The 14,682-nt window shown below is 57.9% G+C and carries 12 protein-coding genes; 8 read left to right on the forward strand and 4 right to left on the reverse strand.

The window, feature by feature from the left end; genetic code table 11:
- Positions 1–87 precede the first annotated feature (87 nt).
- Entirely contained in the window at positions 88–894 is an 807-nt protein-coding gene (locus ACR0BD_RS04475; RefSeq protein ID WP_480829093.1) for an NAD kinase, read from the forward strand.
- A 247-nt stretch (positions 895–1,141) separates the two neighbouring features.
- Here the strand turns inward: ACR0BD_RS04475 and ACR0BD_RS04480 are convergent, their stop codons facing one another.
- The 3 genes from ACR0BD_RS04480 to ACR0BD_RS04490 form a co-directional block, all read right to left on the reverse strand.
- Positions 1,142–2,575, reverse strand: coding sequence for an amidase family protein (locus ACR0BD_RS04480; protein WP_480829095.1), 1,434 nt, complete (start codon positions 2,573–2,575; stop codon positions 1,142–1,144).
- A 93-nt stretch (positions 2,576–2,668) separates the two neighbouring features.
- Positions 2,669–4,558: a propionate-CoA ligase PrpE gene (gene prpE / locus ACR0BD_RS04485; protein ID WP_480829097.1), complete on the reverse strand. Its 1,890-nt coding sequence runs from the start codon at positions 4,556–4,558 to the stop codon at positions 2,669–2,671.
- A 269-nt stretch (positions 4,559–4,827) separates the two neighbouring features.
- Positions 4,828–7,101, reverse strand: a complete 2,274-nt coding sequence (locus ACR0BD_RS04490; protein ID WP_480829098.1) for an NADP-dependent malic enzyme — start codon at positions 7,099–7,101, stop codon at positions 4,828–4,830.
- A 176-nt stretch (positions 7,102–7,277) separates the two neighbouring features.
- Between ACR0BD_RS04490 and ACR0BD_RS04495 the strand changes: the two genes are divergently transcribed.
- From ACR0BD_RS04495 to upp, 7 genes are all read left to right on the forward strand, one after another.
- Complete coding sequence (locus ACR0BD_RS04495) at positions 7,278–7,967, forward strand: hypothetical protein (RefSeq protein WP_480829099.1); 690 nt, start codon at positions 7,278–7,280, stop codon at positions 7,965–7,967.
- Positions 7,942–9,033, forward strand: coding sequence for a cupin domain-containing protein (locus tag ACR0BD_RS04500; RefSeq protein ID WP_480829100.1), 1,092 nt, complete (start codon positions 7,942–7,944; stop codon positions 9,031–9,033). The genes ACR0BD_RS04495 and ACR0BD_RS04500 overlap by 26 nt, the downstream gene beginning before the upstream one ends.
- 103 nt (positions 9,034–9,136) lie before the next feature.
- On the forward strand, positions 9,137–9,529 hold the full coding sequence (locus tag ACR0BD_RS04505; RefSeq protein ID WP_480829101.1) for a cytidine deaminase: 393 nt from the start codon (positions 9,137–9,139) through the stop codon (positions 9,527–9,529).
- Between the two features lie 4 nt (positions 9,530–9,533).
- Positions 9,534–10,841, forward strand: a complete 1,308-nt coding sequence (locus tag ACR0BD_RS04510) for a thymidine phosphorylase (RefSeq protein WP_480829406.1) — start codon at positions 9,534–9,536, stop codon at positions 10,839–10,841.
- A complete protein-coding gene (locus tag ACR0BD_RS04515; RefSeq protein WP_480829102.1) occupies positions 10,838–12,049 on the forward strand; it encodes a phosphopentomutase in 1,212 nt (403 codons plus the stop codon). The genes ACR0BD_RS04510 and ACR0BD_RS04515 overlap by 4 nt, the downstream gene beginning before the upstream one ends.
- The gene (locus tag ACR0BD_RS04520; RefSeq protein WP_480829104.1) at positions 12,046–13,032 is read left to right on the forward strand and encodes an adenosine deaminase; all 987 of its coding nucleotides are present in this window, start codon (positions 12,046–12,048) and stop codon (positions 13,030–13,032) included. Before ACR0BD_RS04515 ends, ACR0BD_RS04520 begins: the two co-directional genes overlap by 4 nt.
- Positions 13,029–13,661 (forward strand): uracil phosphoribosyltransferase, encoded by a 633-nt coding sequence (gene upp / locus ACR0BD_RS04525; RefSeq protein WP_480694418.1) that lies wholly within the window; start codon positions 13,029–13,031, stop codon positions 13,659–13,661. The genes ACR0BD_RS04520 and upp overlap by 4 nt, the downstream gene beginning before the upstream one ends.
- A 6-nt stretch (positions 13,662–13,667) precedes the next feature.
- On the opposite strand, the gene ACR0BD_RS04530 is transcribed toward upp, so the two are convergent.
- Positions 13,668–14,681, reverse strand: coding sequence for a hypothetical protein (locus tag ACR0BD_RS04530; RefSeq protein WP_480829107.1), 1,014 nt, complete (start codon positions 14,679–14,681; stop codon positions 13,668–13,670).
- Between the last annotated feature and the right edge of the window lies 1 nt (position 14,682).

Consider the following 14,682-nt stretch of genomic DNA (forward strand, 5'->3'; position numbering starts at 1 on the left):
TTCCTATCGGAAACGAAGCGAGGGAAAAAGTGGTAAAGCGACGATTTGGTTCTCTGGGGCGTCAAGTCTGGCCTATTGGGGAAAGGTATGTTTGTTTCGGAACCAAATGTGCAGCACCGGAAACGGGAACGGATGACAAAAAGAATCGCTTTTCTGGCCAGCGACGCCAAAGTGGCGCAATCCGCGCGGGACAGCCTTGTTAAACTGTATGGCAATGCCGCGCCGCGGGACGCAGACGTTGTGGTGGCCTTGGGCGGAGACGGCTTTATGCTGCACACGCTACACAACATGCAGCACCTCGATACACCGGTTTACGGAATGAATCGCGGCACGATCGGGTTCCTGATGAACGAGTTTCATGAAGACGACCTGATGGAGCGTCTTGCCGATGCCGAAGAAGAGGTGATCAATCCTCTGGCCATGCGGGCGATGGATCAGTCCGGCAAGCTGCACGAGGCATTGGCCATCAATGAGGTTTCGCTGTTGCGGGCAGGTCCGCAGGCGGCGCGGCTGAAAATCAGCGTTGATGGTCGGGTTCGCATGAACGAACTGGTTTGCGACGGAGCGCTGCTGTCAACGCCGGCCGGATCTACCGCATATAACTATTCTGCGCATGGTCCGATCTTGCCTATAGGCTCGGATGTTCTGGCCCTGACGGCGATTGCGGCTTTTCGTCCACGCCGATGGCGGGGGGCATTGCTGCCTAAGATTGCCAAGGTACGATTTGACGTTCTGGATGCTGAAAAACGCCCGGTCATGGCTGACGCCGATTCGGTATCTTTCCCGGATATAGACTGGGTCGAAATCCGATCCGAGCCGTCCATCCAACATCGGATCCTTTTTGACCCGGGTCACGGTCTGGAAGAGCGTCTGATCTCCGAACAATTCACCTAAATCTGCAAACCGATACGTTTTTTTCGACTTATGTGAACCAGTTCACAGGAGTTTGATTAAGGTTTGATTAATCTGAACATGCCCGGAGATACATCACGGCGGGAGTGAGTGGCCGCCAACGGTGTTTTCGAAATGAACGCGCAGTTTACGCGCTGGCAAGGGTAGGTGGTGCTACGCTTGTTATTGGATCTCTAGGCATATTTAAGAAAGCGGACCCCGGGCACAAAACCCCGGGGTCAATTTCTTTTCAGGCTTCCATTCGTTCCCACAAGGGATGGCACATCGGGCCTATACGTGTCTCGACTGCCAGCGCTGCGTCTACGGCCAAATCCTCGCGCCAACGTCGGGCCGCAATCTGAACATTGATTGGCTGCGACCCTTGCGGCAATTCAGCCAGCCGCGCGGGGACGCAGGCTGCCGGTAGTCCAAGGAAGTTCATCGCATAGGAATAGACAGCACATCCCAAAACCTCGTGCACGCCCTCGGGGCCCTCTGTGTCACGGTCCGGTTTGAAGAATGGTTGCGGCAAGAACGGTGACAGGACCAGTGGGTAATCCTGCAGGAACATGGACCACACGCGGGCATAGTGGCTGCGTTTGGCCATCATCTCGATCAGGTCCGTGCCTGTGATCGGAGGGAATTCCTGAAAGTATACGCCAAAGATATCGCGAATTGTCTGCGAACCTGCGGCCTCGATATCGCTTTTCAGTAAGGTCAGCACTTCGCCCATCAATGCGCGATATCCATTGCGCCCACATTCGAACACATCGGGTAGGGTGACTTCCTCGACCGTATAACCTGCGTCGATTAACGCGTTGCGCGCGGCATCCAAGGCTTTGTCGACCTCCGGATGGAGATCGTAGCCGTAGGTTTCCTTTGAAAAGGCCACCTTGACCGGCCCTTCCAATGACTCTCCGCGCCAAGGCAAAGGAACGTGGAACGGATCGCGGGGGTCGGGTGCGATCAGGCTTGGCATTGAAAGGTGCAGATCAGCCGCTGAACGGGTGATCAACCCTTGCACGGACATGGATTGCGCCAGCAAACCGCGCTCGGCTTTTTGACTTGGGTTCCAGGCGGGCACGCGCCCAAGGCCGGGTTTGACTGTGACCGCACCATTTGCGGCAGCCGGAAACCGCAGGCTACCACCTATGTCGTTCCCATGGGCCAATGCCCCGATTCCCGCCATCACAGATGCCCCGGCGCCACCAGACGACCCGCCGGGCGAGATGTGGTGCCCCCAAGGATTTACGGTCCTGCCATGTAATGGGTTGTCTGTATCTGCGCGAAAGGAGAACTCGGGCGTATTCGTGCGTCCGATTACGACGGCTCCGGCCTTTTGCAGATTGCGCACAACCGGTGCGTCGTCAGGCGCAATAACATCCTTCAGGGCCACAACCCCGTTCGACGTTGCGTGCCCTGTTTGGTCCACATTGATCTTGATGGTTACGGGAACGCCATGCAGTTGGCCGGGTTGCGCACCCTGTGACACCGCAGTGTCCAGATCCTGGGCGCGGGCTAAAGCCTCGGTGCTCAGGTCTTCGACCACTGCATTCAGCGAAGGGTTAACCTGCCGCATTCTGTCGATGGCAGATTGGACCGCCTCTTTGGCGCTGAGTTCCCGGTTGCGGGTCAGGGCGGTCAGTTCGGTGGCGGTCAAACGCCAGATGTCGGTTGATGTCATGGGACCTCACTGTCTTGGTCAGACAGTAGTGGCCCATAGTCAGGTTGCAAGAAAAAGGCGGGGTGGGGCGATTGGTATCGCCCCTTGGCCTTTTTACTGAGCGTAGCCGATGGTTTTCAGCGCGTCGGTGATCTCATCCAGAATGGCGGGATCATCTATCGTAGCCGGCATTTTGTATTCTTTATTGTCGGCAATCGACACCATCGTGCCCCGCAGGATTTTGCCCGACCGGGTTTTGGGCAGACGGTCTACCACCACGGCCTGTTTGAAGGCAGCAACGGGGCCAATCTTTTCACGCACCAGTTTGACGACGTCCTGCACGACTTCGCCGTGGTCACGGTCGCACCCTGCGTTTAGGCACAGGAACCCAACAGGCATCTGACCTTTCAGCTGATCGGTCACACCGATAACCGCGCATTCGGCCACATCGGGGTGCCCGGCCAGAACCTCTTCCATGCCACCGGTAGACAGGCGGTGACCCGCCACGTTGATGACGTCGTCTGTGCGGGCCATGATGTACAGGTAGCCGTCTTCGTCGATCATGCCTGCATCGCCGGTCTCATAGTAGCCGGGGAAGTGGTTCAGATATGAACTTTTGAAACGTTCTTCTGCATTCCAAAGGGTCGGCAACGTGCCCGGAGGCAAAGGCAATTTGACCGCGATTGCACCCAGCTCGCCAGCTTGTACCGGATGTCCGCCTTCATCAAGGATTTGGACGTCATAACCGGGCATTGGCTTGGCGGGCGAGCCCAGTTTGACCGGAAGCTCTTCGATCCCAAGGGGGTTGCCTGCGATCGCCCATCCAGTTTCCGTTTGCCACCAATGGTCAATGATCGGCACCTGCAGCGCTTTTTGCGCCCATTCGATCGTATCCGGATCAGCACGTTCGCCAGCCAGGAACATGGCGCGCAGGTTCGACAGGTCGTATTTGCCGATCAGTTCACCAGCAGGATCTTCGCGCTTTACGGCGCGGATCGCTGTCGGGGCGGTAAAGAAGCTTTTGACGTTATGTTCTGAGATGACACGCCAGAAAGTGCCTGCATCCGGCGTTCCCACAGGCTTGCCTTCGAACACGATGGTCGTGTTGCCGTGGATCAGCGGGGCGTAGCAGATGTAGGAGTGCCCCACGACCCAGCCAACATCTGACGCGGCCCAGAAGACATCGCCCGGGTCGAGGTCATAGATATTCTTCATCGTCCAGTTCAGTGCGACCAGATGGCCTGCGGTCGGACGAACGACACCCTTTGGCGCGCCAGTGGTGCCCGAAGTGTACAGGATATAGGCCGGATCGTTACCGTCCACAGGCACACATTCGGCGGGCTCAACACCGTATTGGAAACCGTGCCAGTTATAGTCACGCCCTTCGATCAATTGGGCGACTTCCTGCTCGCGCTGGAAGATCACGCAGAAGTCCGGCTTGTGGGTGGCGAGGTCGATCGCGCCGTCCAGCAGAGGTTTGTAGTGAACAACGCGCCCCGGCTCCATCCCGCAAGACGCGGCGATGATTGCTTTGGGTTTGGCGTCATCGATCCGCACTGCAAGCTCATTGCTGGCAAAGCCACCAAACACGACCGAGTGCACGGCACCGAGACGGGAACAGGCCAACATCGCCTCAAGCGCCTCGGGGATCATGGGCATATAGATGATGACGCGGTCACCTTTTTCGACACCCTTGGCGCGTAGTGCCCCGGCCAGGTTGGCGACGCGGTTGCGCAGCTCTACGTAAGAGATCTCTCTTTTGGTGTGGGTAATTGGGCTGTCGTAGATGATTGCGGTCTGTTCACCCCGACCGTTTTCAACGTGGCGGTCGACTGCGTTCCAGCAGGTGTTGACCCGGGCGTCAGAGAACCATTCATAGAGCGGCGCATTATCATCGAACAGCGCTTTGGTCGGTGGGCGAACCCAATCAATACCCTGCGCAGCTTCCATCCAGAATGCCTCGGGGTTGGATTTCCAGTTCTCGTAAACGTCCTGATAAGCCACGGTGACCTCCTCCGTAAATTCCCTGTGCAGTGTGTAAGGGGGAGAGACGCCATCGGACAAGCGAGGGGCGTTACGGAGCGTCACTTTATCGCAAAAAATTTGCAGAATCGTCGATTTTGACCTGCAAAGTTTTGCAAATGCACTTTCAGGGCAGTTTCGTTCGACGCAAACGAAGGTCGTTTGCAAATCTGCAAAGTTTTTCGTGCAAACCGAACCAAGAATCACTCCGGACGCCCGATCGGGCGTCCGGTTTGCGTTTCCAAGGTTGCTTAACCGTAATGCGCGACGGGCGTGCCTGCGATGGCGGCCATGTTCAACAGGCCGCGCGCCGTGATCGACGGTGTTACGATATGGGCCTTGTTGCCCATGCCCATCAGGATTGGACCGACCTCGAGCCCATCGGCTTTCATTTTGAGGATATTGCGCACGCCGCTGGCTGCGTCGGCATGGGCAAAGATCAGGACATTGGCGGCGCCCTTCAGGCGCGAGTTGGGGAAGATCCGCGAACGCAATTCGGGGTCAAGCGCGACATCCAGGTTCATTTCGCCCTCATAGGTGAAATCGCGAGGTTCTGAATCCAGAATGTCCAATGCAGCCCGCAGGCGTTTCCCGGAGCCCTCGGCCTGATTGCCAAACTGGGACTGAGAGCAGAAGGCGATCTTGGGCTCAAGACCAAAGCGACGGACGTGCCGCGCGGCCCCTATGGTCGACTCAGCCAGTTCCTCGGGGGTTGGCAGCTGTCTGACATGCGTATCGGCGATAAACAGGGGGCCGTCCTCGAGAATCATCAAGGACAAAGCGCCATGAGGACGTAGTTCGCCGTCATCCAGAACCTGCTCAACGTAATTCAGGTGCCAGCGGTATTCACCAAAGGTTCCGCAAATCATGCTATCGGCTTCACCCCGCTGCACCATGATTGCAGCGATGGCGGTGCTGTTGGTGCGCATGATCGCCTTGGCCAGATCCGGCGTAACGCCGCGGCGCTGCATAAGCTGATGATAGGATGTCCAGTAGTCGTAATAACGGGGGTCATTTTCCGGGTTCACGATCTGGAAATCCTCGCCAGGGCGGACCGTCAGCCCAAGTCGTTCGCACCGCGCATCAATCACATCCGGGCGTCCAATCAGGATCGGCGTTTCGGTTGTTTCCTCAAGAATTGCCTGTGCCGCGCGCAAGACACGCTCATCTTCGCCCTCGGCAAAGACGATACGGCGCGAGGCGGCTGCGGCGGCCTCGAATACAGGGCGCATGATCAGGGCGGATTTGAAGACTGTCTGATTCAGGCTTTCTTTATATGCCTCGATGTCCTCGATTGGGCGCCTCGCTACGCCGCTGGCCATCGCCGCTTTGGCAACAGAAGAGGAAACAACGCCAACAAGACGCGGGTCAAAGGGCTTGGGGATCAGGTAGTCGGGGCCAAAAGTCAGCTGCTCACCCTTATAAGCCGCTGCCGCCTCTGCGCTGGTGGTTGCACGCGCCATTTCGGCGATGCCGTCGACGCAGGCGATCTGCATCTCGTCGTTGATCTCGGTTGCTCCGACATCCAGCGCGCCCCTAAAGATAAAGGGAAAGCACAAGACATTGTTCACCTGATTGGGAAAATCGCTCCGGCCTGTGGCAATAATTGCATCGGGCGCAACCTCTCGCGCAGCGTCCGGCAGAATTTCAGGTGTTGGATTGGCCAGCGCAAAGATGATCGGGCGGCTGGCCATCTTGGCAACCATTTCGGGTTTGAGCACATTCGGTCCGCTCAGGCCAAGGAACAGATCGGCGTCAGCGATTACGTCATCCAGAGTGCGCAGATCGGATTTCTGCGCGAACTGATCCTTGTGCGGGTTCATGTCTTCGGCGCGACCCTCGTAGACCAACCCATGTATATCGCACAGCCAGATGTTTTCGCGTTTGACACCCAGTTTGACCAACATGCTGAGGCAGGCGATCCCCGCTGCTCCACCGCCAGTGGACACGACCTTTATGTCTTCAAAGTTTTTACCTGCCACATGAAGCGCGTTTTTAGCCGCCGCCCCAACAACGATGGCAGTACCGTGCTGGTCGTCATGGAAAACCGGGATGTTCATACGCTCTCGGCAGATCTTTTCGACGATGAAGCAATCGGGTGCTTTGATGTCCTCAAGGTTGATCGCGCCAAAGGTGGGTTCCAGCGCACAGACAATATCGGCCAGCTTTTCGGGGTCCGGTTGGTCCACTTCAATGTCGAAACAGTCGATCCCGGCAAACTTTTTGAACAGGACGGCCTTGCCCTCCATCACCGGTTTCGAGGCCAAAGCGCCGATATCACCCAGACCCAGCACCGCTGTCCCGTTTGAGACCACCGCCACAAGATTTCCGCGAGCGGTGTATAGCTCGGCATTGGCAGGGTCGGCCTTGATCTCAAGGCTGGCTTCGGCCACTCCCGGCGAATAGGCGCGAGCCAGATCGCGGCCGTTGGCCATGGGTTTGGTGGCTTTGATCTCAAGCTTTCCGGGCTTTGGATGGGCGTGATAGTCAAGCGCGGCCTGCCGCAGGCTGGGTGTGTCAGACATTGGCGATTCATCTCCGTTCCGAAATTTGTTTGATCGTTAAACTATTTTTTCTGGCTTGGCTACGTTACGTCATTTTGCAACAGTAGGCGGCCGGGGTTGGGGTCTCTAGTTGAAAGCATTCACAAAACGTTTACGTTCGCACAACTTCAAATTCAAAGCGACGCACCGGGCCCAGTATGAGCTATAACGACGAATTGCATCCCGAGCCTGAGGTTTCAGACAATGCGACCGTGGCGACCCGACGTTATCCCGTTGGCATGGCTATTTCGGCAGCTGTCGCTCTGCTGGTCGTGATTTCCATTTGGCCCGAGCAAGCCTCGACCTTCAATCAGGAAGGTGGATTGATCGAAACCGGTTCGGCCTTTGCGCTTTTGGCAGCGGGCCTTGCGGCTTTCTACAGGTTCCCGGGTATTGCCCGTCTGTATATTGGTGTGGTGTGCCTGCTGCTGGCTGAGCGCGAGCTTGAGGCCGACGTTTACGCAGTTGGCAGCTTTCCACAAATGATGCTAAGCGGATTGGACGCAGCATTGGACATGACTGTGGTCCGCGTCGTTCTGGGGATTGTGGTGCTGGGCGGTCTTGCTTGGCACGGTGTTCCAAACGGGTGGCGGGCGTTGAAGCAGCGCGCGCCTTTCTTGGTTGTCTTTTTCATAGCTGGATTGTGCGCAGTTGTGGCGCAGCTGCTTGAGGAACTATCCGGCATGTATGGCGGTACGCTGTCGCAAACTATGATGATGCGCTTGTTTGTGCTGGAAGAAACGCTTGAGATGTTCTTTTCGATTGGCATTTTGGCCGCCGTTCTGATCGGATGGCCAAAAGACAAGACCGAAGAGACACTAAATGACCGACAGCACAACCCGAGCTGAATTTCGCCTACCAACCCAGGAACTGCGCGACGACATTCCATTCTTCACCAAGGTGCTGGGGATGCGGATGGACATGATTTATCCGGCGGATGACCCGCGCATAGCCGTTTTTTCGGGTCACGGGGTGCGGGTACGCGTCGAAAAAGGCGCGGCTGAGAGCCCGGGTACCCTCAGAATTCTGACGGATGACCCGGACGCTTTTGCGGATGGCCAGCGTAGCCTTGTGGCACCGAACGGAACGCGGGTGGAGATTGATGAACTCAATCCGCCGATGGTGATGCCGGAAACGGTACACTCTTTTGTGGTGCGCAGGCTCAAAGATCAAGCGCCGTGGATTATTGGTCGTGCGGGGATGCACTACCGTGATCTGGTGCCGGACCGTTTGGGTGGGTCGATCATCGCCAGCCACATTCGTATTCCGGATGGTGGGCCCGTGCCCGATATGGTGCATTTCCATAAGGTCGGGTTTCAGTTGATCTTTTGCATCCACGGTTGGGTTGATGTGGTTTACGAAGATCAGGGCGAGAAAATGCGGCTGACAGCAGGGGATTGCTTTATCCAGCCGCCCGAGATTCGCCACCGCGTGTTGGAGGCATCCGACAACGTTCAGGTCATCGAAATCGGCGTTCCAGCCGAGCATGTCACCGAGATTGACCACGAAATGACGCTGCCCACAGCGCAGTATCGGCCCGAACGTGAATGGCAGGGGCAACGGTTTGTGTTCAATCAGGCCGAGGGTGCCGAATGGACGGAATTCCGTCTGCCGGGGTATGTCTGCCGCGATACAACGATCGCCGAGAATACCAAAGGTGTGGCAGGGGTTCAGGTTGTACGCAAAGGGCAGGGGACGCCCGCTTGGGCCACCCACGATACGGATATCCACTTTACCTTTGTCATGAACGGTCAGGTCACGCTGGAAGGTGAAGGGCGCGACCCGTATCGTTTGGAACAGGGGGACGCCTTTGTCATTCCGCCGGGATTGCGGACGCGGTTGGCCGACCCTTCGGATGACATTGAACTGCTCGAGGTGACGTTGCCCGGAACGTTTAACACGGTGCTGGACTAAGGCATTTGGTTGGGGAAATCTGCCTGTGGGGCTTCAATTCCCCGCGTCGCTTGCGTAAGACTGCATTTTTCTGACCAGATGATCAAAAAATCGAGGAATCGCAATGAGCTTGAAAGACACGGCCCTCTCGGTTCGGGAAAAGGCGTATGCGCCCTATTCGAATTTCAAGGTTGGTGCAGCCATTCGGGCAGTTTCAGGTGCGGTTTACGCCGGCTGCAACGTCGAGAATGTCGCCTACCCCGAGGGTACCTGCGCCGAGGCTGGTGCGATCGCTGCAATGGTCGCTTCGGGGGATCAGGAACTGGCCGAGGTGTACGTTGTTGCCTCATCCCCGCAACCGGTTCCGCCTTGTGGCGGGTGTCGTCAGAAGCTGGCAGAATTTGGCAAGCCAGATGTCAAGGTGACGTTGGCCAGTGTTGACGGTGCCGAACTGGAAACCACAATCGGTGACCTGTTGCCCGGCGCTTTCGGAGCCTCGCATATGGAGGATGTCTGATCCCATGGACGCGCGTTCGATCATTGCAAAGCTGCGCCGGTCCGAGGTTCCAACCGTGGCAGAGTTGTCGTGGTTTGCCCAGGGCCTTGCGGACGGAGGGGTCAGCGACGCACAGGCCGGGGCGTTTGCAATGGCGGTCTGCATGGGCGGGTTGGGGGCGCAAGGTCGGGCGGATTTGACCCTGGCCATGCGCGACAGTGGCGATGTCCTCACGTGGGATGTGGACGGCCCGGTGATCGACAAACACTCAACTGGTGGGGTGGGTGACAGCGTCAGTCTTGTTCTGGCGCCCGCTCTGGCCGAGCTTGGTGCCTATGTCCCTATGATCTCAGGGCGCGGGCTGGGACATACCGGTGGGACGCTTGACAAGCTCGAGGCCATTCCGGGCGTGACTACTCAGATCAGCCAGGAACGGTTGGCGCAGATCCTGCGGGACACTGGCGCGGCTATCGTAGGCGCAACGGGGCAAATCGCACCGGCCGACAAACGTTTATATGCGATCCGCGACGTTACAGCGACGGTCGAGAGCCTGGATTTGATTACAGCTTCCATCCTGTCCAAAAAGCTTGCGGCCAGCCCGGATGCTTTGGTGTTGGACGTTAAAGTCGGCAGTGGTGCGTTCATGAAAACCCATGAAGACGCGCGCAACCTAGCGCAGGCGTTGTCGGAAACCGCAAACGCAGCCGGGTGTCGCACATCAGCCGTTATCACCGATATGAACCAACCGCTGGCGCCAGCATTAGGTAACGCGCTGGAGGTTTGCGAGGTCATGAAGGTGCTCACCAACGGGCAGGATGCCCCACTTGCCGAGATTTCAGCAGAGTTGGGCGGCGTACTGCTAAACGATGCCGGGATGGTCTCGACGGTGGAAGAAGGTCGCGTCAAAGTGGCTGAAATAATCCGAAATGGACGCGCTGCAGAGCGTTTTGGCCGGATGATGGCCGCCGTTGGCGCACCGCTCCAGTTCATTGAGAATTGGTCCCGCTACTTACCGGAAGCCAGCGTAATCCTAGAGGTGTCGTCTCCGACCAGCGGGTATGTCACCCAAATGGATGGTGAGGCGTTAGGCCTGGCAGTGGTTGCGTTAGGTGGCGGTCGTCAAGTCGAGGGCGACGTGATTGACCCCGCAGTCGGGTTGTCGAACATCGTCAGACTTGGGGACAGGATCGAAAAGGGCGCGCCACTGGCCGTTGTGCATGCCGCGCGCGAAGACGCCGCGCAGCGGGCATCAGAAGCAGTATTGGGGGCGGTTAAACTCGGACCCGCCAAACCCAGCGTACCTGGCCCGGTCCATGAAAGGATCAGGCCGTGACGCGGGCCTTTTTGGTGGTGATGGACTCGGTCGGTATCGGTGGTGCACCCGACGCCGATCAGTTCTTTAACGGGGATGTGCCGGATACTGGGGCAAACACACTTGCGCATATTGCGCAAGCGTGCGCAGACGGAAAAGCCGAAGAAGGGCGTTCCGGTCCATTGCATGTTCCCAATCTGGATGCATTGGGGCTGGGCGCTGCGGCGCGTTTGGCTTCGGGGGCTGATACGCCGGGATTGCAGACGGAACCAACAGGCCTGTGGGGATGCGCGCAAGAGCATTCGCCCGGCAAGGACACGCCGTCGGGACACTGGGAACTGGCCGGTTTGCCGGTGCCTTGGGATTGGCATTTTTTTCCGGATACAAAGCCGTCATTTCCACCTGACCTGAGGCAGGCCGCCGCCAAAGCCGCTGGTACTGAGGGGATACTTGGCGATTGCCACGCGTCCGGTACAACCATCATCGCCGAGCTTGGGGCTGAACATCTGCGCACCGGCTGGCCGATCTGCTACACGTCGGCAGACAGCGTTTTCCAGATCGCGGCGCACGAAGAAAGTTTTGGCCTTGATCGCCTGCTACAGATGTGCCGAACCCTTGCGCCGATTTTGCATGAGATGAAGGTAGGTCGTGTGATTGCACGCCCCTTTGTCGGTTCGCCCGAGCAAGGCTTTACGCGAACAACCAACCGTAAGGATTTCGCCATTCTGCCCCCCGCACCGGTGCTGACCAACTGGGTACAGGATGCTGGGCGCAAGGTTCACGCGGTCGGCAAGATTGGCGACATCTTCTCGATGCAGGGGATCGACACGCTGCGCAAAGGGTCGGACGCCGAGCTGATGGGTCATCTTTCAGAGCTTATAGATGAGGCCGAAGAGGGCAGTCTTACATTTGCCAATTTCGTCGAATTTGACAGCCTCTACGGCCACCGCCGCGACATAAGCGGATATGCCCGCGCGCTGGAATGGTTTGACCATGAGATCGGAAAGATCCTGCCACGGTTGCGACCGGGCGACATGTTGGTGCTGACGGCTGACCACGGCAATGATCCCAGTTGGATCGGAACAGATCATACGCGCGAACAAGTGCCCGCGCTGGTCGCGGGTCTGGGGCCAGGCCAGATTGGCGCGGTAAACTTTGCCGACATAGCAGCCAGTATCGCGCAGCACCTGAATATCCCGGCGCAGGGTCCGGGGCGGAGTTTTCTATGACCGTTGCAGACTTGCCCAAGGTGGAACTGCACCTTCACCATGAAGGTGCTGCCCCTCCGGCCTTTATCCGCCAACTCGCCCATGAAAAACGCGTGGATTTAAGCGGTATTTTCAAGCCCGATGGCAGCTATGATTTTCGGGACTTTGCGCATTTCCTCAGCGTGTATGAGGCCGCTTGCGAAGTATTGAAATCGCCTGAGGATTTCCGCCGCCTTACGCTCGCTATTCTTGAAGAAAGTGCCGCGAACGGTGTGGTTTATTCCGAAACCTTCCTAAGCCCGGATTTTTGCGGTGGCGGCGATCTGCATGCATGGCGCGATTACCTGAGCGCTATTCAGGACGCGGCGGATGAGGCCGAACGAAAGCATGATATTACCCTGCGAGGTGTCATCACATGTGTGCGCCACTTCGGACCTGATCAGGCCAAGCGCAGCGCCATATGCGCTGCGGAAACCGCCGGGGACTGGGTGACAGGTTTCGGGATGGGCGGTGACGAATCCGTGGGCGCGCAGGGCGATTACAAATGGGCCTTTGATTGCGCGCGTGAGGCGGGGCTGCGCCTGACAACTCATGCAGGTGAGTTCGGAGGGCCGCACAGTGTACGGGACGCGATCCGTGATTTGGGCGTTGAGCGCATCGGCCACGGCGTGCGTGCGATTGAATACCCGGACTTGATCCACGAAATCGTCGACCGGGGCGTGACGCTTGAAGTCTGCCCGGGGTCTAATGTGGTATTGGGCCTCTTTCCCGATTTCGCAGCGCATCCGATTGCCCGGTTGCGCGATCACGGTGTCAATGTCACCGTGTCTACCGACGATCCGCCGTTTTTTCACACCACCATGCGGCGCGAATATGAGATGCTGGCCGCGGCCTTCGGTTGGACCGCCGAAGACTTTGCTGCCCTGAATGAAACGGCCCTGAACGCGGCCTTTTGCGATGAAGAAACCCGTGCGCGGGTCAAGAAAAGACTGGAGAAAACATGAGCGAACATCTGACCGTCGTTGACCACCCACTGGTCCAGCACAAACTGACGCTCATGCGGGACAAGGGCACCTCGACCGCTGTTTTCCGTCAGCTGCTGCGTGAGATCACATTGTTGCTTGCCTACGAGGTCACGCGTGAGCTGAAGCTTACGACACGCCACATCGAAACCCCGATGGAGGAAATGGATGCGCCAATTCTGGCGGGTAAAAAACTGGCGCTGGTTTCAATCCTGCGCGCCGGAAACGGTATGCTGGACGGCGTGCTCGAGCTTATCCCCTCGGCTCGTGTCGGCTTTGTCGGGCTATACCGTGACGAAGAGACGCTGAAACCTGTTCAGTACTATTTCAAAGCGCCCGAAGGTCTTAAAGACCGGCTGGTGATTGCGGTCGACCCGATGCTGGCGACCGGGAACAGTTCGGCCGCCGCAATTGACTTGCTGAAAGAAGCCGGTGCGACCGATATTCGCTTTCTCTGCCTTCTTGCCGCGCCGGAAGGTGTCGAACGCATGAAAGAAGCCCATCCTGACGTGAAGATCGTCACGGCCTCTTTGGATCGCGAGCTGAACTCGAAAGGTTACATTATGCCGGGGCTGGGGGATGCTGGTGACCGGATGTTCGGCACCAAGTAACCTTCGTTATTCGCCACAGATATTCTGCAACCGAACCCAATCGCGGTCGGGAAGCACTTGCTGCAGGGGACGACCCGCCATCGGGTCGGCCTCAATCAACCCCAATACAGTCTCACCCGTGACATCCATCGCGTAGGCGAATGGCGTCGAAGGCAGCGCGGCCTGGGCAAAAACCTCAAGCAGATCACTGTCGGGCAAAGATGGGCGCGGCTCTGACAGCACTTCTTCGGTATATACATCGACAATCTCGGGGGTCAGTTCTCCGGTCGTTAGCAAGCGGAAGGCTGTCATTGCACCGGTGCGGTCCAGAAGATCGTCCAAGGGATCCTCGGCCAGTACACGTGCACGTTCAGCTATGATGTAACCGGCAGCCACCGATGGGTCTTCGTGATCCTCGACCAGAGATCTGTTCAGCAGAACGATTCCACCCGGCAGGCTCAGGCTGCTTTGAACGCCTGCGGGCAAAATGACGACCTCACGCACTCCGGTTCGTGCAGCCAGCTGATCCAGCGCGTCCTGCGCGTCGCCAGATGAACAAGCGCGACCGGATACACGTTCAATTCGGTGCAAAATTGCGTCGCCAATATCGTGCCGTTTGATTTCCGGCACGACCGATACCACGTGGCTTTGCAACGCGACCGGGACCCAGAGAACCAACAAGATCGCGACGGCGGCGATAACCCCTGCCACTGTGAACCAGCGCAATCGCCCGGGATGTGGCCGTGCACGGTCGATAGCACGTTGCAGGCGATCGATCGCCTCGATCATCGTGGTTTCGGTTTCGGCCAGTTCCAGTGTTTCGTCCGGATCGCCGTCCGGGTTGTAAATTGCCGGATACGCGCCTGGGTTTTGCCGTACCAACGCAGCCAGCGACCAATGCGTCAATGCGCGGTCGTTGAAGTCCGAGATGGTCAGCGTTGCTTCACCAATGGACACAACGACCTCGCGCCGTTGCACTTCAGGCGAGGGGCGCCACAGACCGGTGGCTTCGATCCGCTGGTACTGTTTGAGGGCCGTCATC

This window comes from Ruegeria sp. G5 (assembly GCF_056533365.1).

Bases quoted from the DNA above. Each gene is read 5' to 3' on its own strand.
- ACR0BD_RS04475 (WP_480829093.1), top strand. From the start codon at position 88: ATGTTTGTTTCGGAACCAAATGTGCAGCACCGGAAACGGGAACGGATG.
- ACR0BD_RS04480 (WP_480829095.1), bottom strand. From the start codon at position 2,575: ATGACATCAACCGACATCTGGCGTTTGACCGCCACCGAACTGACCGCC.
- ACR0BD_RS04490 (WP_480829098.1), bottom strand. From the start codon at position 7,101: ATGTCTGACACACCCAGCCTGCGGCAGGCCGCGCTTGACTATCACGCC.
- ACR0BD_RS04495 (WP_480829099.1), top strand. From the start codon at position 7,278: ATGAGCTATAACGACGAATTGCATCCCGAGCCTGAGGTTTCAGACAAT.
- ACR0BD_RS04500 (WP_480829100.1), top strand. From the start codon at position 7,942: ATGACCGACAGCACAACCCGAGCTGAATTTCGCCTACCAACCCAGGAA.
- ACR0BD_RS04505 (WP_480829101.1), top strand. From the start codon at position 9,137: ATGAGCTTGAAAGACACGGCCCTCTCGGTTCGGGAAAAGGCGTATGCG.
- ACR0BD_RS04510 (WP_480829406.1), top strand. From the start codon at position 9,534: ATGGACGCGCGTTCGATCATTGCAAAGCTGCGCCGGTCCGAGGTTCCA.
- ACR0BD_RS04520 (WP_480829104.1), top strand. From the start codon at position 12,046: ATGACCGTTGCAGACTTGCCCAAGGTGGAACTGCACCTTCACCATGAA.
- upp (WP_480694418.1), top strand. From the start codon at position 13,029: ATGAGCGAACATCTGACCGTCGTTGACCACCCACTGGTCCAGCACAAA.
- ACR0BD_RS04530 (WP_480829107.1), bottom strand. From the start codon at position 14,681: ATGACGGCCCTCAAACAGTACCAGCGGATCGAAGCCACCGGTCTGTGG.